The sequence below is a fragment of the Streptomyces sp. NPDC050264 genome (genome assembly GCF_040655895.1).
Taxonomy (GTDB): Bacteria; Actinomycetota; Actinomycetes; order Streptomycetales; family Streptomycetaceae; genus Streptomyces.
This window is the reverse complement of record NZ_JBFAKV010000018.1, coordinates 134,813-159,864: the sequence shown is the minus strand read 5'-3', so window position 1 is coordinate 159,864 and position 25,052 is coordinate 134,813. Positions and strand designations below refer to the sequence as shown.

Annotated in this window: 28 protein-coding genes and 2 pseudogenes; 11 read left to right on the top strand and 19 right to left on the bottom strand. The window is 71.5% G+C overall.

Annotated features, from left to right (window positions below):
- Positions 1-12: 12 nt before the first annotated feature.
- Entirely contained in the window at positions 13-444 is a 432-nt protein-coding gene (locus tag AB0J02_RS28960) for an SsgA family sporulation/cell division regulator (RefSeq protein ID WP_363196761.1), read from the top strand.
- Between the two features lie 96 nt (positions 445-540).
- Complete coding sequence (locus AB0J02_RS28955; protein ID WP_363196727.1) at positions 541-705, top strand: hypothetical protein; 165 nt, start codon at positions 541-543, stop codon at positions 703-705.
- A gap of 9 nt (positions 706-714) precedes the next feature.
- On the opposite strand, the gene AB0J02_RS28950 is transcribed toward AB0J02_RS28955, so the two are convergent.
- Both AB0J02_RS28950 and AB0J02_RS28945 read right to left on the bottom strand, forming a co-directional pair.
- Entirely contained in the window at positions 715-2,142 is a 1,428-nt protein-coding gene (locus AB0J02_RS28950; protein WP_363196726.1) for an MFS transporter, read from the bottom strand.
- A gap of 80 nt (positions 2,143-2,222) precedes the next feature.
- Positions 2,223-2,819: an AAA family ATPase gene (locus AB0J02_RS28945; protein WP_363196725.1), complete on the bottom strand. Its 597-nt coding sequence runs from the start codon at positions 2,817-2,819 to the stop codon at positions 2,223-2,225.
- A 48-nt stretch (positions 2,820-2,867) separates the two neighbouring features.
- Here AB0J02_RS28945 and AB0J02_RS28940 point away from each other — a divergent pair.
- Positions 2,868-3,188 (top strand): annotated as a pseudogene (locus tag AB0J02_RS28940) (YciI family protein); the annotation flags it as partial.
- On the opposite strand, the gene AB0J02_RS28935 reads toward AB0J02_RS28940, so the two are convergent.
- The gene (locus AB0J02_RS28935; protein ID WP_363196760.1) at positions 3,101-3,661 is read right to left on the bottom strand and encodes a methanogen output domain 1-containing protein; all 561 of its coding nucleotides are present in this window, start codon (positions 3,659-3,661) and stop codon (positions 3,101-3,103) included. The pseudogene AB0J02_RS28940 and the gene AB0J02_RS28935 overlap by 88 nt on opposite strands.
- 206 nt (positions 3,662-3,867) lie before the next feature.
- Between AB0J02_RS28935 and AB0J02_RS28930 the strand changes: the two genes are divergently transcribed.
- The 3 genes from AB0J02_RS28930 (at position 3,868) to AB0J02_RS28920 (ending at position 4,866) form a co-directional block, all read left to right on the top strand.
- Positions 3,868-4,071, top strand: a complete 204-nt coding sequence (locus tag AB0J02_RS28930; RefSeq protein ID WP_363196724.1) for a hypothetical protein — start codon at positions 3,868-3,870, stop codon at positions 4,069-4,071.
- Between the two features lie 10 nt (positions 4,072-4,081).
- On the top strand, positions 4,082-4,276 hold the full coding sequence (locus AB0J02_RS28925) for a hypothetical protein (RefSeq protein ID WP_363196723.1): 195 nt from the start codon (positions 4,082-4,084) through the stop codon (positions 4,274-4,276).
- Positions 4,277-4,377: 101 nt separating this feature from the next.
- A complete protein-coding gene (locus tag AB0J02_RS28920; protein ID WP_363196722.1) occupies positions 4,378-4,866 on the top strand; it encodes a glutathione peroxidase in 489 nt (162 codons plus the stop codon).
- Positions 4,867-5,105: 239 nt separating this feature from the next.
- Here the strand turns inward: AB0J02_RS28920 and AB0J02_RS28915 are convergent, their stop codons facing one another.
- The gene (locus tag AB0J02_RS28915; protein WP_363196721.1) at positions 5,106-5,516 is read right to left on the bottom strand and encodes a hypothetical protein; all 411 of its coding nucleotides are present in this window, start codon (positions 5,514-5,516) and stop codon (positions 5,106-5,108) included.
- A 117-nt stretch (positions 5,517-5,633) separates the two neighbouring features.
- Positions 5,634-6,419 (bottom strand): ABC transporter permease, encoded by a 786-nt coding sequence (locus AB0J02_RS28910; protein ID WP_363196720.1) that lies wholly within the window; start codon positions 6,417-6,419, stop codon positions 5,634-5,636.
- A gap of 121 nt (positions 6,420-6,540) precedes the next feature.
- Here AB0J02_RS28910 and AB0J02_RS28905 point away from each other — a divergent pair, with 121 nt between their 5' ends.
- Entirely contained in the window at positions 6,541-7,626 is a 1,086-nt protein-coding gene (locus AB0J02_RS28905) for an S-(hydroxymethyl)mycothiol dehydrogenase (protein ID WP_363196719.1), read from the top strand.
- Positions 7,626-8,273 carry an MBL fold metallo-hydrolase gene (locus AB0J02_RS28900; RefSeq protein ID WP_363196718.1) on the top strand — a complete coding sequence of 216 codons (648 nt, stop codon included), beginning with the start codon at positions 7,626-7,628 and terminating at the stop codon, positions 8,271-8,273. Before AB0J02_RS28905 ends, AB0J02_RS28900 begins: the two co-directional genes overlap by 1 nt.
- 79 nt (positions 8,274-8,352) lie before the next feature.
- Here the strand turns inward: AB0J02_RS28900 and AB0J02_RS28895 are convergent, their stop codons facing one another.
- The 3 genes and pseudogenes from AB0J02_RS28895 to AB0J02_RS28885 form a co-directional block, all read right to left on the bottom strand.
- Entirely contained in the window at positions 8,353-8,754 is a 402-nt protein-coding gene (locus tag AB0J02_RS28895; protein WP_363196717.1) for an ATP-binding protein, read from the bottom strand.
- A gap of 116 nt (positions 8,755-8,870) precedes the next feature.
- A pseudogene (locus AB0J02_RS28890) lies at positions 8,871-9,359 on the bottom strand (VanZ family protein); the annotation flags it as partial.
- A 48-nt stretch (positions 9,360-9,407) separates the two neighbouring features.
- Positions 9,408-9,695 (bottom strand): hypothetical protein, encoded by a 288-nt coding sequence (locus tag AB0J02_RS28885; protein ID WP_363196716.1) that lies wholly within the window; start codon positions 9,693-9,695, stop codon positions 9,408-9,410.
- A 199-nt stretch (positions 9,696-9,894) separates the two neighbouring features.
- Here AB0J02_RS28885 and AB0J02_RS28880 point away from each other — a divergent pair, with 199 nt between their 5' ends.
- Entirely contained in the window at positions 9,895-10,590 is a 696-nt protein-coding gene (locus AB0J02_RS28880) for a DUF2470 domain-containing protein (protein ID WP_363196715.1), read from the top strand.
- On the opposite strand, the gene AB0J02_RS28875 is transcribed toward AB0J02_RS28880, so the two are convergent.
- From AB0J02_RS28875 to AB0J02_RS28845, 7 genes are all read right to left on the bottom strand, one after another.
- Complete coding sequence (locus AB0J02_RS28875; RefSeq protein WP_363196714.1) at positions 10,571-11,665, bottom strand: acyltransferase family protein; 1,095 nt, start codon at positions 11,663-11,665, stop codon at positions 10,571-10,573. The genes AB0J02_RS28880 and AB0J02_RS28875 overlap by 20 nt on opposite strands.
- Before the next feature lie 223 nt (positions 11,666-11,888).
- Entirely contained in the window at positions 11,889-12,680 is a 792-nt protein-coding gene (locus tag AB0J02_RS28870) for an SDR family NAD(P)-dependent oxidoreductase (protein ID WP_363196713.1), read from the bottom strand.
- 8 nt (positions 12,681-12,688) lie between these two features.
- Complete coding sequence (locus AB0J02_RS28865; RefSeq protein WP_363196712.1) at positions 12,689-13,360, bottom strand: TetR family transcriptional regulator; 672 nt, start codon at positions 13,358-13,360, stop codon at positions 12,689-12,691.
- A 92-nt stretch (positions 13,361-13,452) separates the two neighbouring features.
- Entirely contained in the window at positions 13,453-14,502 is a 1,050-nt protein-coding gene (locus tag AB0J02_RS28860) for a PhlD (RefSeq protein WP_363196711.1), read from the bottom strand.
- 84 nt (positions 14,503-14,586) lie between these two features.
- Positions 14,587-15,408 (bottom strand): helix-turn-helix domain-containing protein, encoded by an 822-nt coding sequence (locus AB0J02_RS28855; RefSeq protein ID WP_363196710.1) that lies wholly within the window; start codon positions 15,406-15,408, stop codon positions 14,587-14,589.
- A 437-nt stretch (positions 15,409-15,845) separates the two neighbouring features.
- On the bottom strand, positions 15,846-17,036 hold the full coding sequence (locus tag AB0J02_RS28850) for a DUF4032 domain-containing protein (protein WP_363196709.1): 1,191 nt from the start codon (positions 17,034-17,036) through the stop codon (positions 15,846-15,848).
- Positions 17,037-17,082: 46 nt separating this feature from the next.
- Entirely contained in the window at positions 17,083-17,982 is a 900-nt protein-coding gene (locus AB0J02_RS28845) for a Gfo/Idh/MocA family oxidoreductase (RefSeq protein WP_363196708.1), read from the bottom strand.
- 228 nt (positions 17,983-18,210) lie between these two features.
- Here AB0J02_RS28845 and AB0J02_RS28840 point away from each other — a divergent pair, with 228 nt between their 5' ends.
- Together AB0J02_RS28840 and AB0J02_RS28835 are read left to right on the top strand one after the other, a co-directional pair.
- Positions 18,211-19,674 (top strand): MFS transporter, encoded by a 1,464-nt coding sequence (locus AB0J02_RS28840; protein WP_363196707.1) that lies wholly within the window; start codon positions 18,211-18,213, stop codon positions 19,672-19,674.
- A 4-nt stretch (positions 19,675-19,678) separates the two neighbouring features.
- Positions 19,679-20,281, top strand: a complete 603-nt coding sequence (locus AB0J02_RS28835; RefSeq protein ID WP_363196706.1) for a TetR family transcriptional regulator — start codon at positions 19,679-19,681, stop codon at positions 20,279-20,281.
- A 54-nt stretch (positions 20,282-20,335) separates the two neighbouring features.
- Here AB0J02_RS28835 and AB0J02_RS28830 read toward each other — a convergent pair whose 3' ends face one another.
- From AB0J02_RS28830 to AB0J02_RS28815, 4 genes are read right to left on the bottom strand one after another with little or no spacing between them, the layout of a single operon-like run.
- Positions 20,336-22,201 (bottom strand): DUF2264 domain-containing protein, encoded by a 1,866-nt coding sequence (locus AB0J02_RS28830; RefSeq protein ID WP_363196705.1) that lies wholly within the window; start codon positions 22,199-22,201, stop codon positions 20,336-20,338.
- On the bottom strand, positions 22,198-23,178 hold the full coding sequence (locus AB0J02_RS28825; protein WP_363196759.1) for a hydroxyacid dehydrogenase: 981 nt from the start codon (positions 23,176-23,178) through the stop codon (positions 22,198-22,200). The genes AB0J02_RS28830 and AB0J02_RS28825 overlap by 4 nt, the downstream gene beginning before the upstream one ends.
- Before the next feature lie 23 nt (positions 23,179-23,201).
- Positions 23,202-24,065, bottom strand: coding sequence for a carbohydrate ABC transporter permease (locus AB0J02_RS28820; RefSeq protein ID WP_363196704.1), 864 nt, complete (start codon positions 24,063-24,065; stop codon positions 23,202-23,204).
- Positions 24,062-25,045, bottom strand: a complete 984-nt coding sequence (locus AB0J02_RS28815) for a sugar ABC transporter permease (RefSeq protein WP_363196703.1) — start codon at positions 25,043-25,045, stop codon at positions 24,062-24,064. Before AB0J02_RS28815 ends, AB0J02_RS28820 begins: the two co-directional genes overlap by 4 nt.
- Positions 25,046-25,052 lie beyond the last annotated feature (7 nt).

Below are 25,052 nucleotides of genomic sequence, written 5' to 3'. Positions count from 1 at the left end.
ATGCCGACCACGATGCCCGTCACCCTCGAACAGCCCGCCCATGCCCGTCTCGTCACCGCCGAGGGGCGCGGCGGACCGGAGCGCCCCGTCACCGTCACGCTTCGTTACGCCTCCGCCGACCCGCTCGCGATCCAGCTGGCGTTCCCGGCCGAGGTCACTCTGGCCGGGGTCGAGGTCACGTGGTCCTTCGCCCGCACCCTCCTCGACGAGGGGCTGCGCGCGCCCACCGGTGCCGGGGACGTGCACGTCTGGCCGTGCGGCCGTGCCCGTACCGTCGTGGAACTGCACGCCCCGGAGGGGATGGCCGTCGTCCAGTTCGACACCTCGGCCCTGCGCCGGTTCCTACGGCGCTCCTACGCCCTGGTGCCCGTCGGTGACGAGGACGTGACCGCCGTCGTCGACCGCGCGCTCGCCGCGCTCCTCGGCCGCCCGGAGCGTCCGTGAGTCCGGAACGTCCCTCCATGCATGGCTGCCGGTCCGCCGCCGCGCGTAAGCTGACGTCACCGCTCGGCCCACGCCGGGCGGCCCTGGAGGTGCAGCATGGCTCCCTTCGTTCTTCTCTTCGTCATCGCGGCCGCCCTGGGAATCGTCGGGATCGTCGCCAAGGGACTCTTCTGGCTCTTCATCGTGGGCCTGGTGGTCCTCGTCGTGGACTTCGCGTGGTTCGGATCGCGCCTGCGGCAGCGGGTGAGCCGCAGGTCCTGACGCCGCGGTTCAGCGCTCGTCGCCGGGCTCCAACGCCGGTGCGCCGACTCCGAGATGGGAGCGGCACCGGGGCCGCGGAGCCTCGGTGAGACGAGGGCGGACATGCCGCGGCCGTACGAACAGCGCCGCCGCCGCGGCCGCCAGGACGAACAGCAGCGCACACCCGCAAGCCGCCCGGTGGAACGAGAGGTTCACGGCCGCGGGCCGGGTGTAGGCCGCCCCCGACAGACCCACGGCCAGCGGCAGCCCGGCGACGACCAACAGCTGCGCCACCCGCGCCGCCGTGTTGTTCACCCCGCTGGCGAGCCCGGCGTGCTCCGGGGCCACCGACGCCAGGACGGTCGCCGTCAGCGGAGCCACGAACAGGCTCATCCCGAGGCCCAGCACAGCGACCGCGGGCAGCACATCGGTGACGTACGAGGACTGCGGGCCGATCCGCAGCATCAACAGGCATCCCGTCGCGGCGACGAGCGGCCCGGCCACCAGCGGCGGCGTCGGCCCGACCCGGCGTGCCAGATCACCGGCGCGGGCGGACAGCAACAGCATCAGCGCGGTCACCGGGAGCGTCGCCGTCCCCGCCTGCAACGCGTCGTATCCCAAGGTGATCTGCAGCTGGACCGGCAGCAGGAACAGGATTCCGCCGATCCCCGCGTACAGGCACAGCGTCATCCCGTTCGCCGCGCTGAACAGCCGCGACGCGAACAACGACGGCGGCAGCATCGGCGCCGCCCGCCGCCGCTCGACGAGCACGAACGCCACACCCGCGGCGACGCCGACGAGCGCGGGCAGCCCGGTGGACAGGGCGGAGGCGCCGCCGGACGACCCGATCAGCGCATAGCTCACCCCGGCCAGGCACACCGCGGCGAGCGCGGCACCGACCTGGTCGAACGGGGCGTCGGCGGCCGCCGCGTCCCGGCTCTCCGGCACGTACCGCAGCGCGATCGCCAGCACCACCGCGGCGATCGGCACATTGATGAGAAAGATCCACCGCCACCCGGGGCCGTCGATCAGCCACCCGCCGAGAAACGGTCCCAGCGCCCCCGCCACCCCGGTCAGCCCCGACCACGCACCCACCGCCCGCGACTGATCATCGGGATGGAACGCCGACCGCACCAACGCCAGCGAACCCGGCGTCAGCAACGCCGCGCCGACCCCCTGCAGGGCCCGCGCCGCGATCAACATCCCCTCGTCCGGGGCGAATCCGCACAGCGCCGACGCGAGCGCGAACCACACCACGCCGAGCATCAGCGTGCGCCGTCGCCCGATCCGGTCGCCCAGCGCGCCGCCCCACAACAACAGCGCGGACAGCGTCAGCATGTAGGCGTTGACGACCCACTGCAGCACGGACAACGACGCCCCGAGATCCCGCCCGATGGTCGGCAGCGCGACGTTCACGACCGTGCCGTCGAGCATCGCCATCCCGGACGCCAGCACCACGCAGGACAGAATCCACCGCCCACGCGCCGACGAGAGCCGAATGCCCGGGGCGGCGTCAGGACCGGGGTGCGCCGTCGCCGTCACGGGCACATTCTCGTGGACGACGCGCAGCGGCGCGAGCCGCTCGGCCACCCGTTGCCCCGGAGCCGCGTAAAGGCGGTCGGGGTGGGGCGGCCCGGGAGGAAATCCTTGATCCGCTCGGCGCAGGCGCGCGGACTCGCCGCCCCGGTGTCGCACTCCAGGTCGTAGTCGCCGTGCCGGTGCACCAGGTCGTACTGGTGCGCGGCCAGGCCCCGCGGTCGGTCGCCCCGCGCCTGCTCCCGACGGACCAGTTCGTCGAGCGGGCAGTGGACGCCGACGAACAGCACGTCCTCGCCGGGCAGCACCGCCAGGCAGTCGCGCAGCCGCCACGGCTCGCTGAGCACATGGTCGACGATGACGTCGTTGCCGACCTCGGCCATCGCCGCGATCGAGCGGTGGAAGCCCATCCGGGTCCGGCGCAGGGCGGTGTCGAGTTCCTCCGGACCGAGCTCCCGCCGGGTGCGCATCGCGCCGAAACTGTCCACCGCCATGTGGAAGAAGACACCGTCGTCCAGGATGTCGAGCAACTCCCGGGCGATGCTCGACTTTCCCGAACTGGACGTCCCGTTGAGGAAGATGATGCGGCCTGCCGTCATGCCGGAATGATCACATGCTCGGGGAACGTCCGGGGAGAATGCGGAGCCATGGAGTTCGTCTGCTACCACCGTGACCGCCCGGAGTCGCTCGCGCTGCGCCACGAACTCGTGGAGGACCACTGGTCCTACATGGACGGATTCGCACGGGAGTTGATCGCACGCGGCCCGACCTTCGCCGAAGACGGCGAGACCCCTTCGGGCAGCGTCCACATCGTCGACCTGCCGGATCCGGCAGCCGCCCGCGCGTTCGCCTTCGACGAGCCCAACTACCAGGCCGGGGCCTACCGGGACGTGCTGCTGCGCCGCTGGCGCAACACGCTGGGACGCACCATGTGGGACTTCCCCGGCGGACCGGAGGGCGGCAACCGCTCACAGAATTCGCCGTAGTACTCACGTCCCGCGTCCTGGCCCGGTTCCGACGGAGGGCGCAGATGGACGACGACGCGACAGCCCACGTCCCAGCGGGCGATCGTCTTGTCCAGCTCCACGCGGGCGTAGCCGAGGTTCTCCGCGGTGATGGTCCCGAAGGCGTTCGACTTCATCATGCACATCGAGGGCCGGCCCACGACCTTCTCACCGAACGGGCACACCCGGTTGCCCAGGACGATGCGCTGGTCGTTCTCCTCGATGACGAAGAAGGCGCCGTCGAGGCGCTTCTTGAGATCGACCATGACCTTCGCGACCTGCCCGCGGTCGAGGCGGTCCACCGAAAGCGCCTTGGTGTACTGGCGGTTGATGTCGTCGCCGACGGTCTGGCTGACGAGGCTGACGTATCCGGCAGCCTCTTCCGAACCGACCACGTCCTCGAGGACGCGCGCCGGTTCACGGATCAGACTCCGCATGAAGACATCACGGTCCAGGGCGGTGGGTACTTCGGACGGTTCCACTCGAGACCCCCTCGCGGCAGGCCGCCAACCTTGGAGAACCCACCTTGTGTCGCCACATCGTTGCGCAGCGTGACGATCGGCGGAGACGGTTTCGGAACACCCACGCCCCCCGCGGGGCCGCCGCTTGCGCCTAAAATCGAACATGCGATCTAATCCCGGTTATGCGGCACACCATCACCGATGACCTCGTACAGACACGGCAGGAATGGACCGAGACCTACCGGCGGCTGGCGGAGCAGCCCGGCCGCACCGCTCTGCGCCGCCGTCTGCTGCACCTCTCGCGCGTACTGGCCGGCGAGCGGCTGACCCCGGCGGCCGAAGCGGAACTGCGCCTCAGAGCGCGACAGAGCGCGGGAAGGCCGTGACGTGGTAGTCGTGCACCGCCCGGCCGCGAGCGGCGGGCGCAGCGTCACCGTCGGAACCGTCACCCTCGGACTGGCGCACTCGGACGCGGACGTCGTCGAGTTCCTGCGCCGGGCAGGCCTGGAGAACGCCGAGGACATCGTGCTCGGGGACTCACCGCACATCGAGTGGCGCGGCGGGCCCGCCCACGAGTACGGGACTCCCTGAGCTCGGGCCAGGCCCGGCCCCCGCGCGAGCCCGGTCGCGGAGCATGCGCACAATGGGCCGACCGACAGCACTTCGTGAGCACCGCATACGCAAGGAGTTTCATGTCTGTCCTCGACACCGGGATCGCCGCTCTCGCCGGCGGTCCCGCCGACCTCACCCAGTACAAGGGCAAGGCCGTACTGATCGTCAACGTCGCCTCCAAGTGCGGCCTGACCCCGCAGTACGCCGCCTTGGAAGAGCTCCAGAAGCGGTACGCCGACCGCGGCTTCACGGTGCTGGGGGTGCCGTGCAACCAGTTCATGGGCCAGGAGCCCGGGACCGCCGACGAGATCGCCGAGTTCTGCTCGGCGACGTACGGGGTGACGTTCCCCATGACGGAGAAGGTCGACGTCAACGGGACGGACCGGCACCCCCTCTACGACCAACTGGTCACCACCGCCGACGCCGAGGGACACACCGGCGATGTGCGCTGGAACTTCGAGAAGTTCCTCGTCGGCCCGGACGCGACCGTCACGGCGCGCTTCTCCCCGCAGACGGAGCCCGACGCCGATGACGTCACCACCGCCATCGAATCCGTCCTGCCTCGCTGACGAAAACGGCCCACGGCCCCGGCGGCGCGCACCGGGGCCGGAGGCGCTGAGATCCTTCTGATGCCTGGGGCCTGTCTTCACACTCCCCTCTGCCCGGCGAGGCCCGGCACGCACTCTCGCCGCACCGGGCGCAAAGCCGAGTACGCCCCGTACGAGGCCCTGCACCCGGCCCGCCGAGAGCACGCACCGAACGCCGCCGGGCCGCCCTCCGGGCGACGAGAGGAGTGTGAAGACAGACCCTAGGACCGCAGGGCTTTCAGTACCTCGCGGCATGCGGTGGCCGCGCTCTCCGTGGCCTGGGAGCACAGGCGGCAGTGTTCGTGTTGCGCGGCGTGCTGGCTGCACAGCTCGTGGCTGCGCTCGCAGGCGAGGGAGCACGCCTGCAACTGCGTCGTCAACAGGGTGGGATCGGCGTCGGTTCCCCGCGTCAGGACCCGCCGGGTGGCGGCCGCCACGTCGGCGCAGTCCAGGTCCCGGTTGATGGAGACGCGGAGTTCGTCTGCCTCTTTTTCGGCGAGCATTCCCGTCGCGCACGCGGTGACGGCTTGTTCGCACGCCGAGAGGGCGTCGGCGGTCGTGGCCAAGATCTGGTTGTCGAGATGGTCTGCCCGGGAGGCAAGGCTGTCGAACAACTCACGTGTCTGGAGCATCGTGTCTCCAACGGAGCGTCGGTGGATTTCCTGGGCCTTCGACGCTAGTCCCGCCACCCTCGGCAGTGAAGGGGGCACACGGGCCATCCCGGGCGCCGCCACGTGGTGCTGCATCCGTCAGGCGTCCGAGCGGTGCAGGCGTCCCCTCGCCACCAGCTCGACCGTCGCCGCCACCGCGATCGCCTGGACGGCCATGAGCGCCACGAGGACGAACAGCTGGACCGCGCCGGCCGCCACCGGGGACGCGCCGCCCAGGAGCATGCCGACGAACGCGCCCGGCAGGGTGACCAGGCCGACCGTACGGGTCTGGTCCAGGCCGGGGAGCAGGGCGTCGGACGCGGCGGGGCGGGCTATCTCCAGGCGGGCGTCGTGGGGGAGGAGGCCGAGGGCCAGGCAGGCTTCCACCTCGCCGTGGCGCGCGGTGAGCTCGTCCAGGGCGCGCCGGCCAGCCAGAACGGTCGCGGTGAGCGCGCCGCCGATGAGAATTCCGGTGACCGGGATCAGCGCGATGCCGCGCGGCGGCAGCAGACCCGACGCGACGAGCAGGCCGACGATCGGGGCCACCGGCGCCGCGATCGGCAGTGCCGCCCACACCCAGCTGCCGTCCGGTGTGATCCGGCGGCCCGCCGTCCGCGCCGCCACACAGAACATGAGCAGAACGAACGCGAGCAGCGCGGCCCCATGGTGGATCACCCAGCCGATCACCAGGGACACCGCGCCGAGTTGGACCGTCGCGCGCAGGCCCGCCACGGTGATGTTTCGGGCGCGCCGCCACGACGCGTCGGGCGCGAGCCGGAACACCGCCGCCACGGACGCGGCGAGAAGCAACAGCACGACGAGCACGGCCGCCAGGACGCCGTTGACGGGCAAAAGGGTGGCAGCCGCCACCGTTCGATCGGGCATTCGTGCAGCCTAGAACGCTCCGACCTGGGCACCGGTGCTGTTCCAGGTGGCGCGGGTGCGCGACGATGGGTGCGCAACACAGCGCAAAGAGACGACGCCGAGAGAAAGAGGGCTGACCGTCATGGCACAGCAGGTGCAGGGCGTGATCGCGCGATCCAAGGGCGCGCCGGTGGCGATCGAGACGATCACGGTGCCGGACCCGGGGCCGGGCGAGGCCGTGGTCAAGATCCAGGCATGCGGGGTCTGCCACACCGATCTGCACTACCGGGAGGGCGGGATCAACGACGACTTCCCCTTCCTGCTCGGGCACGAGGCGGCCGGCGTCGTGGAGTCCGTGGGGCAGGGGGTGAGCGAGGTCGCACCCGGTGACTTCGTGATCCTCAACTGGCGTGCCGTGTGCGGCCAGTGCCGCGCCTGCCGGCGCGGCCGGCCCCAGTACTGCTTCGACACACACAACGCGAAGCAGAAGATGACCCTCTCCGACGGCACCGAACTCACCCCGGCGCTCGGCATCGGCGCGTTCGCCGAGAAGACGCTGGTCGCCGCCGGACAGTGCACCAAGGTCGACCCGTCCGCGTCCCCCGCGGCGGCCGGCCTGCTCGGCTGCGGTGTGATGGCCGGGATCGGCGCCGCCATCAACACCGGTGAGGTCGGGCGCGGCGACTCCGTCGCCGTCATCGGCTGCGGCGGTGTCGGCAACGCGGCGGTGGTCGGCGCCCTGCTGGCCGGCGCCGCGAAGATCATCGCTGTCGACATCGACGACGCGAAGCTGGAGACGGCGCGCTCGCTCGGCGCCACGCACACCGTCAACTCCCGCTCCACCGACGCGATCGAGGCCGTGCGCCAGCTGACCGGCGGCTTCGGCGCGGACGTCGTCATCGAGGCGGTCGGCCGCCCGGAGACGTACGAACAGGCCTTCTACGCACGGGATCTGGCGGGCACGGTGGTGCTCGTCGGGGTCCCGACCCCCGAGATGCGTCTGGAACTGCCGCTGCTCGACGTGTTCGGACGCGGCGGCGCGCTCAAGTCGTCCTGGTACGGCGACTGCCTGCCCTCCCGCGACTTCCCGATGCTCATCGACCTGTACCTGCAGGGGCGTCTCGACCTGGACGCGTTCGTCACCGAGACCATCGCGCTCGAAGACGTGGAGAAGGCGTTCGAGCGGATGCACCACGGTGACGTGCTGCGTTCGGTGGTGATGTTCTGATGGGCGCCCCCGGCGACAGTGACGCCCGCGTCGAGCACCTCGTCACCTCCGGCACGTTCTCCCTCGACGGCGGCACCTGGGACGTCGACAACAACGTGTGGCTCGTGGGTGACGACTCCGAGGTTCTCGTCATCGACGCCGCGCACGACGCCGACGCCATCGCCGCGGCAGTCGGGGACCGGCGGCTCGTCGCGATCGTGTGCACCCACGCCCACGACGACCACATCGACGCCGCGCCCGCGCTCGCCGCGCGCACGGGCGCCCCGATCCTCCTGCACCCCGCCGACACGGAGCTGTGGAAGCGCACACATCCTGACCGGGCACCCGACGGCGAGCTCGCGGACGGTCAGCAACTGGCCGTCGCGGGCGTTGAGTTGACGGTGCTGCACACGCCGGGTCACTGCCACGGGGCGGTCAGTCTGTACGCGCCCGCGCTCGGCACCGTCTTCTCCGGGGACACCCTGTTCCAGGGCGGTCCCGGCGCGACCGGGCGGACGTTCAGCGACTTCCCGACCATTGTCGAGTCCATCCGCGAACGGCTGCTGACCCTGCCCTCCGAGACCGTCGTGCGCACCGGACACGGCGACAGCACCACGATCGGGGCGGAGGCGCCGCACCTCGACGAGTGGATCAAGCGCGGCCACTGAGGGCCGTACGCGTGCGGGCCGGGCGGCAGCCACGCGCTGCCGCCCGCGCCTGCCCGCTCACGAGAACGCCGGACGGGCGTCAGGACGGGGCGAAGACCGCCCGAACCGTCTTGCCGCCGCGCGGGTCCGGCTCGACGCTCCAGCGCTGGGCGAGCGCGTGGACCAGGGCGATGCCGCGGCCCGACTCGGCCGTCTCGGAGGCGGGCCTGAGGTGGGGGAGCCCCGGCCCGCCGTCGCGCACCTCCACGATCAGTTCGCCCGCGTCCATGCGCAGGCTCATCCGGCAGCGATCGTCGGACACGCGCGTGGCGTTCGTGACGAGTTCCGACACCACCAGTTCGGCGTCCGCCGCCGTCTCGTCCGTGCGTCCCGCCAGGAACGACCGGGTCAGTCGCCGGGCCCAACGGGCGGCTCCCGTGCCCTGCGGCATCAGGTACTCCACGCGTGCGGCACGCCGTTCGGCGCCCTTGAACGCACGCATGACGATCACTTCCTCTCGCTGTCTCCTGCATGGGTCTTGCCCTCTTGGTAACGAACCCCATTCCCACGGGACATGATCGGCAAGCGGGTCCGTTCGGGTGGCGGGCCCGCCAGTGCGTGGTAGCCGTGCCCGATCCGGCGGCCGACCAGGACGTACGCGATCAAAGCGCCCGCCGTGTTGAGGATGACGTCGTCCACGTCGAACGCCCGGCCCTGCACGAGCGCGCCCTGCGCCAGCTCCACGAGCACCATGACGATCGCGGTCAGCAGCAGCACCCGCATCATGCGCATCCGACGCGCCACGAGCACCGGGAGCAGCAGCCCGAACGGCGCCCCGAGCAGGAGGTTTCCGCCGATCTGCTTGCATGCGGCCAGGAAGGTGTACGACTCCGCGTACTGCCGGAGCGAGGCGCCCGGCCGCAGGTTCGACCCGGCGATCCGGTCGGACGCCGGGGACGGGGTGAGGGTGAGGCGGGCCAGCACGGCGGAGAACAGGACGAGGGCGAGGAACGCGACGAGCGCGACCGCCGCCCGCACAAGCACCCGCCACCAGCCTCTCGAACGGGCCCGGTCCGCCTTGCTGGGTCGTGTCGTCGCCGATGTCATGGACTCCGGATGCCCCGGCGTGGCCGGAACACGCGGATTGACGGTGCGTCAGCCTCCTTCGGTGGGGTGCGCCAGCGTATCCAGGAAGCGCTCGAGGGCCGGCGAAGAGGCGCCGCCCCCGCAGCGTGCCCGGTCGACCTGCGGTATCGACAACTTCCCGAGGTGCAGGGCCTGGGTCTCGATGGCCTCGGTCAAGTGCAGCCGCTCCAGGGCCCGTTCGGCCGCGGTGCGGCGAACGTACTCGACGACTGTCACCCCCAGGTGATCCGCGTGACTGCTCACCGCGTCGTATTCGTCGGGCGTGAAGAGCTCCCGCAGAAGCGCAGTACCGTCCATGGCGGCATGATGCCGTTCCGGATCGCGCCGCGCGGGCGGATGGCATATTCACCGCTCGTTCGCGTGGAGTTGGGTCAAGCCGGTGGCTGGGACACGATCAAAGTGCGCGGCGGCCCGGTCGACGACACAGGGCGGTGGGGTGGACCCCCGTTGCCGATCTCCGTTAAGTTAGGCAAGGCTTACCTAATGGAGGTTCGGGATGGGTGTCCGACAAATCGCTACCGCCGTGCCCACCACGGCGGCCCGCGCACGCTCCGTGCTCGCCGCCGCATGGACCTGCGGCGTCACCACCGATGTGGGGCAGGACGACCTCGTCGGCGCGCATCGCGTCACCGAGGACGGCACGGTGCGCGTCTCACCGCCGCCGGACAGTGTGCTCGCCGCGGCCGTGCTCTGCTCACCGCACGGCCGCCCCACCACCCTCATGGAGTTCGCCGACGCGGCGCCCGTCCCCGTACGCGACCGGGTCCGCGCCCGGCTCTGGCTCTCGGGAGAGCTCGTGCCCGACGGTGAGGAGATGGTGCTGCGCATCGAGCGCGCCGTGCTCCAGACCCGTACCGAACGCCTCGGCATCGACCTCGACGAACTCGCCGGCGCCGCCCCCGATCCGCTGGCCCTCGCCGAGCCCCGGCTGCTGACGCATCTCGCCGACGCGCACCCCGAGGCCATCGAGCAGCTCACCCGGCTCATCACCCCCGACAGCCTGCACGGTGTCGTGCGCGTCCAGCCCCTCGCCGTCGACCGGCACGGACTGACGCTGCGCCTGGAGCGGGCCCGCGGACAGGCCGACGTACGGATCCCGTTCCACAGCCCCGCCGACGACATGACCTCGCTCACCGAGCGCATGCACTGCCTGCTCGCCTCGGCGCAGGCCGTCAGTCGCCGCCGGAGGTGACCTTCTCGCGCTCGGCGGGCCGCTCGGGCCGCGACACCGGCTCGGCGCGCCGGAACGCCCAGTCCATCCGCGGCTCGACGACGAACCGGAAGACGCGTCGCACCGGGTTCGTGCACAGCAGGGTGATGCCGGTGACCGCCGTCGCCGTCACCGCCAGCTCGCCCAGCGGCGTGTGCAGCCAGGGGTGGTGGTACCAGCCCCCGAACCGCGAGCTCTTGATGACGAAACCGTGCAGCAGGTAGGCGTATATCGTCCCGGTGCCCAGCGCGGTGAAGAACAGCTTGCGCCCCGGTACCCACGCCAGGAAGCAGGCTGAGAGCACGAGCGCGAGGACGAACAGGGCGGGCGTCGCGAACAGCCCCGCCCACGCGGGCACCCCGCGCCCTTCCACGGCCCCGCGGTGATAGAACCAGCCGGCGTCGAACCACGGCGCCACCCAGTACGCGGCCGCCACCGCGGCCAGCGCCACCGGCACCATCGCCCTGCGTACCCGCCAGGTACGCAGCCGCGCGAAGTGCTCGGGCCGCAGCACCAGACCCGCCACGAAGAACGGCAGGAACTGGATCACGCGCTGCAGTGCCAGGTCGCCGCCCGCGTCCGGCATCATCGACACGCCTGTCGCCAGGGCGAGCGACACGGGCAGAGGGTGGCGCATCTGCAGCCACAGCGGCGTCGAGAGCCGCCAGATGAACAGGGCCGCCAGGAACCACATCAGATACCAGGGATCCAGCAGGCTGATCGGATATCCGGGATCGTCCTGCGCCCAGCGGTAGAACAGTGTGTACGCCACCTCGAAGACGACGTACGGCACGACGACCCCGGTCACCAGCCGCTTCAGCCGACCTGGGGCCATGTCGAAGCTGCGGGAGAAGTATCCCGACACGAGCGCGAACGCCGGCATGTGGAACGCGTACACGGTGAGGTACACCGCGGTCACCGCGCGACTGCCGTAGGTCAACGGCTCCCACGCGTGCCCGCACGCGACGAGCACGATGGTCAGGAACTTCACGTTGTCGAAGTACGACTCGCGTGCCTTGCCACCGCCGGATATGCCTTGTGCTGCTTGCCGTTCCATCGAGCCCCTGCGCCCCTCCTCGTGCCGGACAAGCCCCCCGCCTGCCCCGTACAGACCGTTCCATGGCTGAGGCTGTGACACAAGCGCCGCAGGATGACGGTCGTGACATCAGGGAACGCGCTCAGCTCCCATGGGTCTCTCCGGAACGCGCAAAGGGCCCTCAGGGACGAGACCGATCTCGTCCCTGAGGGCCCTTTGCGGTGAATTTCGCCGTACCGGGCGATCAGACGGCGGTGTAGGCGCCGTCCACCAGGTGGTAGCTGCCGGCGATGAACGAGGCGCGCTCCGAGAGCAGGAACGCGATCAGCTCCGCGACCTCCTCGGACTGGCCGAGCCGGCCGGCCGGGTGCAGGCCGACGAGACCGTCGTAGGCGGCCTTGTCCATCTCCTTGAGCAGCGGGGTCTCGATGAAGCCCGGGCCGACCGCGTTGACCCGGATGCCCTTGGCCGCGTACTCGGCGCCGGCGGTTTTGGTCAGGCCGACGACGCCGTGCTTGGCGGCCACGTACGCGGGAGAGCCGGCGAAGCCGACCGAGCCGAGGATCGAGGCGACGTTCACGATCGCGCCGCCCTTGCCCGCGGCCTCGATGGCGGGAAGCTCGTAGCGCATCGAGTAGAAGACGCCGTCGAGGTTGGTCCGCACGACGCGGTTGTAGACGTCGATGTCGTAGTCGCCGGTGGGGGCGCTGGCGCCGCCGATACCGGCGTTGTTCACGGCCAGGTCGAGCCCGCCGAAGGTGTCCACGGCGAACTGCACGGCGGCTTCCACGGAGGCGGGCTGCGTCACGTCGAGCGCGACGGCCGCGGCCGCGATGCCCTCGCCCTTCAGGGTGTCCGCGGCTTCCTTGGCGCCCTGCTCGTTGAAGTCGGCGATGACGACGTTCGCGCCGCCGCGGCCGAGGCGGCGGGCGGTGGCCAGGCCGATGCCGGAGGCGGAGCCGGTGACCAGGGCGGTCTTCCCGGCGAACTCGGCGGCGTACTCGGCGACCTGGCCGGTGGTGGAGGTGGTGCTCATGGTGCGTTTCACTCTCTGGTTGCGATGTCGGAGGTCGCGGCCGATCGGGCGGCCTCCCCGATGAGTGCGTCGTAGGCCCGCGTCACCAGGGCGGCGAGGTCTTCGGCGGCGTTGTCCGTGCCGCGCGCCCAGGTGCGCAGCGCGGCGGTCAGTACACCGGCGGCGGCGCCGACGACGACCTCGGGACGCAGGTCCCGGGACGGGTCGGTGCCGAGCCGGTCGGCGATGATGCGCACGGACTCGTCCTGGGCGTCGACCCGGATGCGTTCGTACGCGGCGAACAGGGCGGGCTCCTCGTCCACGGCGGCGTACAGCCGGCGCAGGCTGGGGCGGTGGTGCCAGCCGGGGGTCTCCCGGTCGGCCAGCCAGTCCCCGACGGCACCGCGGTAGGCGAGCAGCGGGGATTCGTCTTCGGGGCGGGCGCGCAGCGCCGCGTTGATCCGGGCGCCGTCCGCGCGGGTGAAGTCCAGCGCCGCGTCCTCCTTGCCGGCGAAGTGCCGGCTGAAGGTGCGGCGCGTGACGTCCGCGCGCTCCGCGATCGCCTCGACGGTCACGTCCGCGAGCCCCCGCTCGAGCACCAGCTCGACGGCCGCCTCCGCCAGCGCCTCACGCGTCCGGCGGGCCTTGACCTGTCGCCGGTCCTCGGGGGACCGGGCGGGGAGGGGCTCGTTCGCCTTCATGTGTTCAGGGTACACCCATGTGTCCCGATGGGACACATGTCTCAGTGGGACATTCCGTTTCAGCGGGCCTCTCTGTTTCGGGGGAGGGGGTCTCAGGCGTGCCAGTGGCCGTAAAGCGCGGCGGTGGCGAAGCCGGGGCCGTAGGCGACCATGGTGCCCCGGGCGCCCGGCGCCGGCGGTTCGGCGTGCGTGCGCTCCAGGACGCGGAGCACGCTGACACCGCCGAGATTGCCCTCGTCGGTGAGGGTTTCCGTGGAGTGGCGGGCGGAGCGGTCGTCGACCCGCAGGGCCGCGGCGGTGTCGGAGATGATGCGCGGGCTGCCGGGGTGGATGACCGCGAAGTCGGTGCGGCGGCCGCCGAGCCAGTCGGTGAACGCGGGCAGCGCCTCGCGGGAGGCGGAGCGCCCCTCCTTCGTGGCGTCGAAGTGAAGCCCCTCGGAGGTGATCCGGCCGCCCAGATGGCGCATGGTGCCGGGGAGGACGTGCTCGAAACTGTCGCCGATCGCGAAGCCGGGACCGAGCGGCTCGCCGCTGACGACGGCGGCGCCCGCCGAATCGCCGAACAGGGCCTTGTAGACCATCGCGTCGATACCGGTGTCGCTGTGGTGGTACACGGCGGAGATCACTTCGGCGGCGACGACGAGCACGGCGCCGGCGGGCCTCGCGGCCACCATGTCTGCCGCTCGGATGAGGGACTTGGTGCCCCCGGTGCACGCGAGCGTCGTGTGCGCGAGAGCGCGGGCGGTGGGGCGCATGCCCAGCCGGGTCATGAGGTGGACGTCGAGGTTGGGCACCGACCAGCCGGTGGAGTGCGTGGTGACGATCCCGTCGAGGTCCACCGCCGACAGGTTCGCGCGGGCGAGTGCCGACTCCGCCGCTTCGTGGGCCAGATCCAGCGCGTCGGCGAACGCGGCACGGGCGCGCTCGCCCACGCCGCCCCGGCCCGCGACGGTGTCCGAGGTGAGCGGACGCGTGAAGTACCGGGTCCGCACGCCACATCCCCGCACCGCGCGGACGGCGGCTGCGAGACGTGGATGGTCCGGGTGGCGCGAGCGTATGTCGTCCGCGATCTCGTCGGTGGTCACCTTGTGGGCGCCCAGGACGGTTCGGGGGATGGACACGTACGCAGGCGTGTCGGGCATGTGATGGCTCCCACGGGGGCTGGAGGGGGTGTGGGGGGCCAGCTCAACGTACGTCACCGCGGGAGATGGTTGAAGTGGGGAGTATCAGCCCGCCTGCAGCGCGGGCATCCGCGGATGGGCCCGCCGGACGCCGGGGTGGAAGACGAGGATCATCAACCGCGCCCCCGGTGTAGTGAGCGGCTGCGCCGCGCACATGGTCGCCCAGCCAGGGCCCAGGCGGGCGTGCAGAAGCGGTCGTTCGTCGCCGTCCGGATGGATGGCGGAGCCGCCCGCCTCATAGATCGGGGCCGCGTCCGGATCGGCCAGTACCTCCTTCTCGATCTGGCGCAGCGTGTCGTCGTCCGGGCGTGCGGCCAGAGCCGCCCGCAACTGGGGGAGCAGCAGCGGGGCCCACGCGGTGGCCCAGTCCGTGAGCATGTGACGGGCATGCCGGTCCAGCAGCATCCACCGCATCGGGTTCGGCGGCGGCCGGTGGCCGGGAAACAGTTCCACGAAGGCCTGGTTGCAGGCGAGCAGGTCCCAGGACGCGTCGGACACGTAGGCGATGTGGCTGATGCCGTCGACCGCCTCCTGCCACACGCCCGGAATTTCCTTGCCCGACGACAGATACAGCGGTCCGGGCGGATCCTGCAGCAGTGCATAACGGCACAGCAGTACCCACTCCTGCTCATTCAGCCCGAACAGCCGCGCCACATCGCGCAGCAGATCAGCCGGCGGGCTCGGGTAGGCCCCCGACTCCAGCCGGTGATACGTCCCGAGCGTCCGGTGCAGCAACTGATCCACCTGGTGCTGCGACAGACCGGGCGCGCGCCGGCCCTGGCCCGTCGGGCGGGTGAAGCCGTGGGACTCGGGGGCTATGAGGGCGCGCCGTTCGCGGAGCAGGGCGCGGAGCGCCTTGTTGTTCATGGTGGGTAATCCCTCTTCGTACACGCAGAGTTGAGCGTGAGCAGTCTAAATACTCCCATCGCCTTTGGTAATAAACATTGCCCGAAGAAAACGATCAGACGGTCCGTCATGATGAGGTCTGCGGGGTTACCCACCTGCCGGTTTCATCAACTGTGCGCCTGTAGGCGCAGTGATGGGGCACCTGTGCCCGGCCGCTCGAAAATGGCCGAAATTTCCCGGCGTCGGGTAACTCACGAGCCTTCGGGTGTTCGAGGAAGAGAGAGCGGGACCGGGCCACTAATTTGTTCGATGTGGCCGGAATATGCGTTGCAGAACGCACGTTTCGCACTTGTCCGCGAGCGGGCTCCGGGGGTCACTGGCTGCGGTCGGTGCCGTCACTCGCCATTACGTAGCGGCCACGGCACCGGCCGCGCCCGGTCCTGAGCGGCCGCCCGGGCTCACCCCGTCTTGGACATGTTGCGTACGTAGTCCTCCGCCGCCGCGTCCAGACCGATGTCGTGCTGGGCGCGCTCGGACAGGTACCAGCGGTGCTCCAGGAGCTCGTGGTACAACTCGGCCGCGTCCGTCGGGGTCGGGATCCGGTCGCGCACCGCGCGGACCGTCGGCCGGAACACGTCGCGCACCCACCGGTGGGCGAGCACTTCCGGGCGGGCGTCCGGCGCGTCGTCCTGGGTCGCCATCCAGCTCTCCAGATCGCCGAGGAGGCGCCGCGCCTGGTTCTCCTCCGCGTCCAGGCCGGTCAGGCGCAGAAGCTGGCGCTGGTGATGGCCCGCGTCGACGACCTTCGGTACGAACGTGACGGTGTCGCCCAGCGGTGAGCGGGAGATCTGCATCTCGGCCACGTCGAAGCCCAGGTCGTTCAGCCGCCGGATCCGGCGCTCCATGTAGTGGTGCTTGCCCGCCGGGTACACCGATGTGCGGGTCAGCTCGCTCCACAGGTTCGCGTAGCGCTGCCCTATCTCCGTGCCGAACTCGATCGGGTCGATGGACGGGTGCAGGGCCCCGGAGGCCTCCAGGTCGAGCATCTCGCCGCTGATGTTCACCCGGGCCAGGTCGATGTCGTACTCGCGCTGCCCGTCACTCAGCTTCGCATGCAGCTCGCCGGTCTCCGCGTCCACGAGATACGCGGCGTACGCGCCCGCGTCACGCCGGAACAGCGTGTTGGAGAGCGAGCAGTCGCCCCAGGCGAAACCGGCGAGATGCAGCCGGACCAGCAGCACGGCAAGCGCGTCCATCAGGCGGTGCACGGTCGACGGGCGCAGCGTCGTCTCGAACATGGAGCGGTAGGGCTGGGAGCCGCCCAGGAACCGGGTGATCAGAACCGGTTCGAGCGGGCTGCCGTCCGGTTGCTCGCGGCCCGTCACGACGGCCAGCGGGTCGACCGCCGGTATCCCCAACCGGTCGATCGTGCGCAGCAGTTCGTACTCGCGCAGTGCCGGGCGCTCGGCCAGCTCCTTCACCGCGACGACCTCGTCCCCGGCGCGCGCGTAGCGCACCACGTGCCGCGAGATACCGCGCGGCAGCGGCACGAGGTACTCCGGTGGCCACTCCTCCAGCGGGATGTGCCACGGCAGGGAGAGCAGGAGCACCGGGTGCTCGGGGTTGGTGGCGCTGATCTGGAGCGGCATGGTCACAAGCGTAGAGGGCCCGGTCGCCGGGTTCCGGTCCGGGAACCTATGACTCCAGGGACCGTTCCGCCCCCGCCAGGATCTCGGTGATCCGCAGGCCGAACCGGGCGTCGCACGGCGATGCCACGCCCGTGCGCGCCGACTCCCGCAGGACGTCGACCGCCGCGGCGAGGGACTCCTGTGCCGTGCCGCCCGTCGGCATCGTCAACACCCCGGCCGTGCCGCGCAGTTCGACCGCGGTACCGCCTGCCGCCTGCGGGGTCGTCAGGCTCAGGGCCGCCGTGCTGGAAGCGCCGGACGCGTGCCGCATCACCAGGTGCACGGTGTCGCCGGGGCCGCCTCGGGCCGTCAGCGCCTCCACGTCGCCGAGGATCGGCAGCAGCACCGACAGGGCGTGCGGGCCCACGTCCCACAGGGCGCCCCGCTCGGCACGCCACGGTGTCGAGGCCCGCACGCCGGCGTCGTCGCCGGGTGTGTACAGCGCGCCGTACCAGTCGGCGCGGCCGGTGAACCAGCCCTCCACGGAGGCCTGTTCGGTGATCCAGGCCGAGGTGACGGGCGCGTAGCGCAGGGTGCAGAAGACGGCCGAGGCGACGCCCGCCGCGTCGGCGGCCTCCACCACGGCGCGGGCCGCTTCCGGTTCCGTGGCGAGGGGCTTGTCGAGCAGCAGATGACAGCCGGCTGCGGCGGCCCGGGCGGCCAGGGGGGCCTGCACGTCCGGTGGCACAGCGAACGCCACCGCGTCGCAGGCCGCGAACAGCGCGTCCACGTCGTCGTACGCCGTCGTGCCGTGCCGGGCCGCGAGTTCGGCGGCGGCCTCCGGGCGGCGTCCCCAGACGCCGGTGAACTCGGTGTGCGGATGGGCGGCGAGCGTGGGGGCGTAGGTCCGCAGGGCCCAGGGGCCCGTGCCGACAAGTCCGAAACGGAGCGCGTCAGTCGAGGTCATGACCGGCAGTATCGCCCGGACGCGGCAGGGACCGATGGCGTCGGCGCGCCGACCGGGCGGCCCGCGCCGCAGGCCTGCGCCGCCGTCCGCGGTGGCAGGCGGGACCCGACGAGGCGCAGACAGCGGGGCAGGGCATGGTGAATACTGATTCACCTACCGGGTGAATGCTGATTCACCCGATCTCCCGGGCGGCCGGGCCGCCGCTCGCCGTCCCCGAGCTGGAGCCCCATGGACCCCGCCCCCGCCCCGATATCCGGGCCGCCACCGCTGCGCGAGCGCCTCACCGTGCCCGTCCTCGCCTTCGGCGGCATCCTCATGGCGGTCATGCAGACCGTCGTCGTGCCGCTGCTGCCGGATCTGCCCCGGCTCACCGGAGCGTCGCCCGCGGCCGTCTCCTGGATGGTCACCGCGACCCTCCTCGCCGGCGCCGTCCTCACACCCGTCCTCGGCCGGGCCGGCGACATGTACGGCAAGCGGCGTGTCCTGCTGATCGCGCTCGGCCTGATGACCGGCGGTTCCGTGCTGTGCGCGCTGACCTCCGACATCCGGATCCTGATCGCCGCCCGCGCGCTGCAGGGCGCCGCCGCCGCCGTCGTACCGCTGTCCATCAGCATCCTGCGCGACGAACTCCCGCCGCACCGCACCGGTTCCGCCGTCGCCCTGATGAGCTCCACCGTCGGCATCGGCGCCGCCCTCGGCCTGCCGCTGGCCGCGCTGATCGTGCAGTACGCGAACTGGCACGTGATGTTCTGGGCGACCAGCGCCCTCGGCGCGCTCGGCCTCTCGCTCGCCTGGTGGGCGGTGCGCGAATCGCCCGTCAGAGCGCCGGGCCGCTTCGACGCACTCGGCGCTCTCGGCCTCGCGGCGGGGCTGATCAGCCTGCTGCTCGGCGTCTCCCAGGGCGGGCAGTGGGGCTGGGGCAGCGCCCGTGTCGTCGGCCTGTTCGGCGGCGCCGTCGCGATCCTCGGCCTGTGGACGTGGCACCAACTGCGCACCGGACGGCCCCTGGTGGACCTGCGCCTCGCCGCCGGCCGCCGCGTCGGACTGCCGCATGTCGCGGCGCTCTTCACCGGCTTCGCGTTCTACGCCAACTCGCTCGTCACCGCGCAGCTCGTGCAGGCCCCCGTCGCCACCGGATACGGCCTGGGCCTGTCCATCGTCGCGACCGGACTGTGCATGCTGCCCAACGGCGTCATCATGCTGCTCTTCTCCCCGGTCTCGGCCCGCGTCTCCACCACGCGCGGCCCCCGCGTCACGCTGGCCATCGGCGGGGTCGTGCTCGCGCTCGGCTACGCCGTGCGCATCGCCGACAGCACCGATCTGTGGGTCATCCTCGTCGGCGCGGCCGTCGTGTCGACGGGCACCACCCTCGCCTACTCGGCGCTGCCCACGCTGATCCTGCGTGCCGTGCCACCCGGAGCGACCGCGTCCGCGAACGGCGTCAACGTCCTCATGCGCACCATCGGGCAGGCCGTCTCCAGCGCCGCCGTCGCCGCCGTCCTCGTACACCACACGACCCGCGTCGGCGGCGCCGCGGTGCCGTCGCTGTCCGGCTATCGGATCGCGTTCGCCATGGCGGGTACGGTCGCCCTCGTGGCCACGGCCGTCGCCCTGGCCGTCCCGTCCGACCGCGGGCGGGAGGACCTGACCGCCGGAGGGGCGGTTCAGGTGGCCACGACCAAGGGAGTGTGAGGCGATGAGCACGGCGTACGCCGACGAGCGGGGGCCCGGCGCGGGACGGCGCGACGCCGAGGCGACCAAGACCGCCATCGTGAAAGCGGCCCGGTACCTGCTCGCCCGGCACGCGCACGGCGACATCACGCTCAAGGCGGTCGCCGACCGGGCCGGCGTCAGCCCGCCGCTCATCCTCAAGTACTTCGGGAACAAGGACGCCCTGTTCTCCGGCGTCATGAACTTCGAGGCCGACGTGGAGTCCTTCCTCGACGCGCCCCTGGCGGACCTGGGCCGTCACATGGTGCGCCACGTCCTGACCGGGCAGGCCGAGCGCGGCGCCGACCCGATCCTGCGCATCGTCTTCGCCCCGCTCCACGGCGAGCAGGGCGAGATCCTGCGGGCCAACTTCCGCGCCCAGGTCAGCGGCGCCCTCGCCGGGCGCCTCACCGGCGAGGACGCGGGTCTGCGTGCCGAGCTGGCGGTATCGATGCTGCTCGGGCTCGGTGTCATGTACGGGATCGCCCGTGGTCCGCATGTGCGGGCCGCGGGGATCGACGAGGTGGTGGACCGTTACGCCCCGGCCGTTCAGACCCAGCTGGGGCCCTTCTCCCACGGAGATCCGTGAGAAGGGCCCTGGCCTGTAGGGCCGCGGGGAACTTCGCGATCAGCCCCCTCACCGTCACCGAACGCGCAGCGGCTCCAACCCGACCACGGTCTCGAACCCGTCGGCCCAGCGCACCTTCAACTCCCCTTCAGTGACGACGACTTCGGTCACGGCCTCGGCGAGCGGTACCTCTGGCTCCCCGCCAAGAGAGGCCAGCGCCACGAAGACCCCGGCCCCTTCCGCTTCGGCCGAGAGCCTGGGCATCCGCACCCACGGCTCGTACGCCGTCCCCTCCGGCGCCCGCGCGGAGTCCAGGTCGCCCCACCCGTACAAGCCGACCAGCTCCGAGCGGAGCGCCTCCGTCGCCCAGCCGGTGAGCGTCAGCCGTGCTCCGTGCGGGGCGCCCGCGACGCGGTGGACCCGCAGCTCGTGGCGGCCGCGTGCCACGGTGAGGCTCTCCACGCGCAGCCCCGGCACCATCGGCGGCCCCGACGCGAACACCGGGCGGTGCCAGGACGCCGCCCAGCCCCATCCGTCGCCCTGGCCCGCGCCCAGCGGGTGCAGGCGGCGCCGTACGCTCGCGACGCCTCCCACCTCGACGGACAGGTGGTTGTCCGCGGTGTTGGTCGCGGAGGTCGGCCCGGTGTGCGTGGAGTACGCCTGGCGGCCGTAGAGCGCGTCGTCCTGCGCCGCGAACTCGCCTTCGTGCGGGCGGACATGGTCGCTTCCGTGGTTGTGCAGCCGCACGATCCCGTCGTCCCGCGTCGACTGGACGAGCAGCCCCGGCGCGGGCAGCGCGAGCACCCGGTCGGGTCCCTCGCTCGGGGCGGGCTCCTCGGTCGAGGTCCACAGCGGCGCGTCCTGCGGTGCGAGCAGCGCCACGAACCCCTTCGACGCCCAGTACGGGGACGCGGGCCCGGAGTACGACTGGAGCGTGGCGGCGTGCGGGCCGTGCCAGCCGAGGCTCAGCAGGCCTTCGTCCGTGACGCCGCCCCTGTCCAGGAAGTAGCGCAGGTTTCCGCTGATCAGGCGGCGCGAGGCCCCGGGTGTCAGCGGGGTGTGCCCGGTGACCGCGCCGGCGCCGATCGCCGCCGACGCCGCGAACCGGTACGTGAGCGAGCGCCCGAAGTGGATCGGCGCGCCGTCCCCGCCGAAGAGCAGCGAGAAGCCCTCCAGGTGCTCGCGCAGCCGGGGGCCGAAGCGGGCCGACAGCGCCGTGTCGCCCGACAAGTGCGCGTGCAGCATCGGATACAGGTGCAGCGCCCACCCGTTGTAGTGGTCGAAGGCCCGCCCGTCGCCGTCCGCGTACCAGCCGTCGCCCCGGTACCACGTCTCCATCAGGCCGAGTGCGCGATCCATGGCCCGCGCTGTCGCCCCGTCGCCGCGGCCCACCGACTCCAGGAACGACGCCACCATGAAGGGGAAGAGGTACCAGTTGTTGGGGGCGGGCGTGTGCGTGATCGCGCCGCGCAGCCATTTCTCTGCCCGGTCCTGTACGTCGCCGTCGAGCCGGTCCCACAGCCACGGCCGCGTCAGCATCAGACCGAGCGCCACCGACGCCGACTCGACCATCGGCTGGCCCTGCACATGGTGGTCGAGGATCAGCGGCCACGACTCGGCGTCGTCCGCGCCGGGCGTACGGGTGCCCGCGGTGAGCCCGCCGGCGTACCGCTCCAGCCAGCCGTGCGGATCCTTCCCGTCGGCGCCCGCGACCCGGAATCCGGCGGCGAGGAACGTACGGGCGAATCCTTCGAGGCCGTCCGAGCGGACCCCCGACGCGGAGGGGCGGCCCGGCAGGTCGAGCAGGGCGCCCTCGGGGGTGGCCCAGCGCCAGGCGGCGCCGAGCAGCCCGTCGGCGACGGCCTCCCAGTGGGCGCGGGTGTAACCGGTGTACGGGCTCAACACCCGGTCCTCGGCGGGAAGTTCGAAGGGAAAGCTCATGCGAGGAACGCCAGCCTTTCGCGTCGTACGGGATGGGCGAAACCGTCGCCCGCGGCCCACCGCGCCACTTCGCCGACGGCCGTGTCGGCGAGCCGCTCCCACTCGCTGCCCTGGGAACCGGCGAGGTGCGGGGTGATCAGAGCGTTCGGGCAGTTCCACAACGGGTGCTCGGCGGGGAGCACTTCGGGGTCGGTGACGTCGAGCACCGCCCGGATACGGCCCGCGCGCACCACGTCGGTGAGCGCGTCCTGCTCGACGACGGCGCCGCGCGACGTGTTGATGAGCGTGGCGCCGGGCCGCATGGACGTGAGGAGGCTGCGGCTCACGAGGCCGCGCGTCTCCGGCAGCAGCGGCGTATGGACGCTCAACAGGTCGCTGCGGGTGAACAGTTCGGGCAGCTCCACCCACTCCACCCCCAGCCCGGCGGCTTCCGCCGGGGTGACGTACGGGTCGTGCAGCAGGACCTCGAAGTCGAAGGGCCGCAGCAGTTCGACGACCCGGCGGCCGATCAGAGAAGCGGACAACAGGCCGATCGTGCGCCGGTAGTTGCCCACCTCGTGCGAGGTGAGCAGCCACTCGTCGCGGGCGCGGGCCTGCCGGAAGTCGCGGGCCCGTTCCAGGACGTGCTTGCCGTGCAGCAGGATCATCGCGAGGGTGTACTCGGCGACCGGCAGTGCGTTGGCCGCGGCCGCCGAGGTGACCTCGATGCCCCGCTCCCAGCAGGCGTCGGTGACGTGCCCGCGCACGGAACCGGCCGCGTGCACCACGGCCTTGAGGTGAGGCGCCGCGGCGAGGACGTCCGCGTCGAGCCGCGGGCACCCCCACCCGGTGACGAGGACGTCGACCCCGGCGAGGATCTCCTTGGCCCGTACGGTCGTCAGGTCGTCCAGGACGGGCAGGGGCGCCAGGTCGCAGACCTTCGTGAGCGCGGCCACGGACCGGGGCGTGAAGACGGCCGCCGCGGCCTGGGGGGACATGGCCAACGCCACTCGGGGCTCGGTCACTTGACCGCCCCCGCCGTCAGGCCGGACCGCCAGAACCGCTGGAGGAAGATGAAGGCGAGGACGAGAGGAAGGACCGCGAGGAGCGAGCCCATGATCACCACCGGGTAGTACTCGGGAGAGACGGTCGCCTGGCTGTTCCACTGGAAGAGGCCCAGGCTCACGGGATACAGGTGCTGGTTCGACAGCATGACCATCGGCAGGAAGAAGTTGTTCCAGATCGAGGTCAGCTGGAAGAGGAAGACGGTGATCAGGCCGGGGCCGAGCATCCGCAGCGAGACCCGGACGTACGTCGTCAGCTCGCCTGCGCCGTCGACGCGGGCCGCCTCCAGGACCTCGTTGGGGACGTAGCCCTGCGCGAAGATGCGGCCCAGGTAGACGCCGAACGGGTTGAACAGGTAGGGGATGAACACCGACCAGAAGGTGTTCACGACGCCGGTCGCGGACGCGATCAGGTACAGCGGCAGCGCGAGCACCGTCTGCGGCACCATCACCGCCGCGAGCACCAGGCCGAACAGCTTCTCCTTGTGCCGGAAGTGGTACTTGTCGAAGGCGTACCCGCAGGCGACGCTGATCATCGCGCCGAGCGCCGCCCCGAGGACCGCATACAGCAGGCTGTTGCCGTACCAGCGGCTGTAGAGGCCGCCGTCCATCGCGAACAGGTCATTGATGTTCCGCACGAGGGAGAAGTCGCTGAAGGACAGGATGCTGCTGCTGAACAGGGCGTCGCGGGACTTCGTCGAGGCGAGCACGAGCCACACGGCCGGCAGGATGGTGTAGAGGACGGAGATCACGACGACGACGTTGACCGTCGCCCGTCCGAGCAGCCGGGGCCGCAGCAGAGTGGAGTCCGTGGCGCTCATCGGGCGTTCTCCTCGGCCGAGTTGACGCGGTTGGTCCAGCGGGTGACGCCGTAGGAGACGGCGATCGTGATGATCAGGAGGATCACCGAGGCGGCAGCCGCGAGCGAGTAGTTGTTACGGCTGAACGCCGCGTCGTAGATGTACATGCTCGGCGAGAACCGGGCGCCGACCATCTGTGAGGCCTGGTGCAGCAGCATCGGCTCCGTGAACAGCTGCAGCGCCCAGATCAGGGTGAACATCGAGACCATGACGATCGAGGAGCGCACGAGCGGCGCCTTCACCTGGAGCGCGGTGCGCACCGGTCCCGCGCCGTCGACCACCGACGCTTCGAGCACCTCGCGGGGGACCGCCTGCAGAGCCGCGTAGAAGACGACCATGTTGTAGCCGAGGTTGCTCCACAGGGCGATGTTCACGATCGACGGCAGCGCCGTGTGCAGGCCGAGGAAGTCGATGGTGATGTCGGCCTTGCCGAGCACCTCGATGACCGGGCTGATACCGGGCGTGTAGAGGTACAGCCAGATCAGCGCGCCGATGATGCCGGGCACGGCGTGCGGCAGGAACAGGCCCAACTGGGCCCAGGAGCGCAGCCGTACGACACCGGAGTCGAGCAGCAGCGCGAGTGCGAGCGAGCCGATCGTCATCAGCGGGATGTAGATCAGGCAGTACAGCCCGACCGTGCCGAGCCCGGAGAGGAACGAGGGGTCCGTGAGCACGGAGGTGTACGAGCGCAGGCCGACGAAGACCGTGCGCTCCGGGCCGAAGCCGAGGCCCGGCTGGTCGTCGCTGAAGAAGCTCAGCCACACCGCCGTCCCGACCGGGATCAGGAAGACGAGCGTGAGCAGGACGAAGAAGGGGGCCATCAGGACGCCCGCCGCGCCGCCGCGGCGGCGTCCGGCCGCACGTTGCGCCTTGCGTCGGGAGACGTCCGCCTCCCGCGGGGGCGCGGACGCCGTCGCGGTGGCCTGGGCTGTCGCGGTCATGGGAGTC

Excerpts from the sequence above, each read along its gene's own strand:
- AB0J02_RS28960 (WP_363196761.1), top strand. The coding sequence starts at position 13 with ATGCCCGTCACCCTCGAACAGCCCGCCCATGCCCGTCTCGTCACCGCC.
- AB0J02_RS28955 (WP_363196727.1), top strand. The coding sequence starts at position 541 with ATGGCTCCCTTCGTTCTTCTCTTCGTCATCGCGGCCGCCCTGGGAATC.
- AB0J02_RS28945 (WP_363196725.1), bottom strand. The coding sequence starts at position 2,819 with ATGACGGCAGGCCGCATCATCTTCCTCAACGGGACGTCCAGTTCGGGA.
- AB0J02_RS28935 (WP_363196760.1), bottom strand. The coding sequence starts at position 3,661 with ATGCGGAGTCTGATCCGTGAACCGGCGCGCGTCCTCGAGGACGTGGTC.
- AB0J02_RS28930 (WP_363196724.1), top strand. The coding sequence starts at position 3,868 with ATGCGGCACACCATCACCGATGACCTCGTACAGACACGGCAGGAATGG.
- AB0J02_RS28920 (WP_363196722.1), top strand. The coding sequence starts at position 4,378 with ATGTCTGTCCTCGACACCGGGATCGCCGCTCTCGCCGGCGGTCCCGCC.
- AB0J02_RS28915 (WP_363196721.1), bottom strand. The coding sequence starts at position 5,516 with ATGCTCCAGACACGTGAGTTGTTCGACAGCCTTGCCTCCCGGGCAGAC.
- AB0J02_RS28910 (WP_363196720.1), bottom strand. The coding sequence starts at position 6,419 with ATGCCCGATCGAACGGTGGCGGCTGCCACCCTTTTGCCCGTCAACGGC.
- AB0J02_RS28905 (WP_363196719.1), top strand. The coding sequence starts at position 6,541 with ATGGCACAGCAGGTGCAGGGCGTGATCGCGCGATCCAAGGGCGCGCCG.
- AB0J02_RS28900 (WP_363196718.1), top strand. The coding sequence starts at position 7,626 with ATGGGCGCCCCCGGCGACAGTGACGCCCGCGTCGAGCACCTCGTCACC.
- AB0J02_RS28895 (WP_363196717.1), bottom strand. The coding sequence starts at position 8,754 with ATGCGTGCGTTCAAGGGCGCCGAACGGCGTGCCGCACGCGTGGAGTAC.
- AB0J02_RS28885 (WP_363196716.1), bottom strand. The coding sequence starts at position 9,695 with ATGGACGGTACTGCGCTTCTGCGGGAGCTCTTCACGCCCGACGAATAC.
- AB0J02_RS28880 (WP_363196715.1), top strand. The coding sequence starts at position 9,895 with ATGGGTGTCCGACAAATCGCTACCGCCGTGCCCACCACGGCGGCCCGC.
- AB0J02_RS28875 (WP_363196714.1), bottom strand. The coding sequence starts at position 11,665 with ATGGAACGGCAAGCAGCACAAGGCATATCCGGCGGTGGCAAGGCACGC.
- AB0J02_RS28870 (WP_363196713.1), bottom strand. The coding sequence starts at position 12,680 with ATGAGCACCACCTCCACCACCGGCCAGGTCGCCGAGTACGCCGCCGAG.
- AB0J02_RS28865 (WP_363196712.1), bottom strand. The coding sequence starts at position 13,360 with ATGAAGGCGAACGAGCCCCTCCCCGCCCGGTCCCCCGAGGACCGGCGA.
- AB0J02_RS28860 (WP_363196711.1), bottom strand. The coding sequence starts at position 14,502 with ATGCCCGACACGCCTGCGTACGTGTCCATCCCCCGAACCGTCCTGGGC.
- AB0J02_RS28855 (WP_363196710.1), bottom strand. The coding sequence starts at position 15,408 with ATGAACAACAAGGCGCTCCGCGCCCTGCTCCGCGAACGGCGCGCCCTC.
- AB0J02_RS28850 (WP_363196709.1), bottom strand. The coding sequence starts at position 17,036 with ATGCCGCTCCAGATCAGCGCCACCAACCCCGAGCACCCGGTGCTCCTG.
- AB0J02_RS28845 (WP_363196708.1), bottom strand. The coding sequence starts at position 17,982 with ATGACCTCGACTGACGCGCTCCGTTTCGGACTTGTCGGCACGGGCCCC.
- AB0J02_RS28840 (WP_363196707.1), top strand. The coding sequence starts at position 18,211 with ATGGACCCCGCCCCCGCCCCGATATCCGGGCCGCCACCGCTGCGCGAG.
- AB0J02_RS28835 (WP_363196706.1), top strand. The coding sequence starts at position 19,679 with ATGAGCACGGCGTACGCCGACGAGCGGGGGCCCGGCGCGGGACGGCGC.
- AB0J02_RS28830 (WP_363196705.1), bottom strand. The coding sequence starts at position 22,201 with ATGAGCTTTCCCTTCGAACTTCCCGCCGAGGACCGGGTGTTGAGCCCG.
- AB0J02_RS28825 (WP_363196759.1), bottom strand. The coding sequence starts at position 23,178 with ATGTCCCCCCAGGCCGCGGCGGCCGTCTTCACGCCCCGGTCCGTGGCC.
- AB0J02_RS28820 (WP_363196704.1), bottom strand. The coding sequence starts at position 24,065 with ATGAGCGCCACGGACTCCACTCTGCTGCGGCCCCGGCTGCTCGGACGG.
- AB0J02_RS28815 (WP_363196703.1), bottom strand. The coding sequence starts at position 25,045 with ATGACCGCGACAGCCCAGGCCACCGCGACGGCGTCCGCGCCCCCGCGG.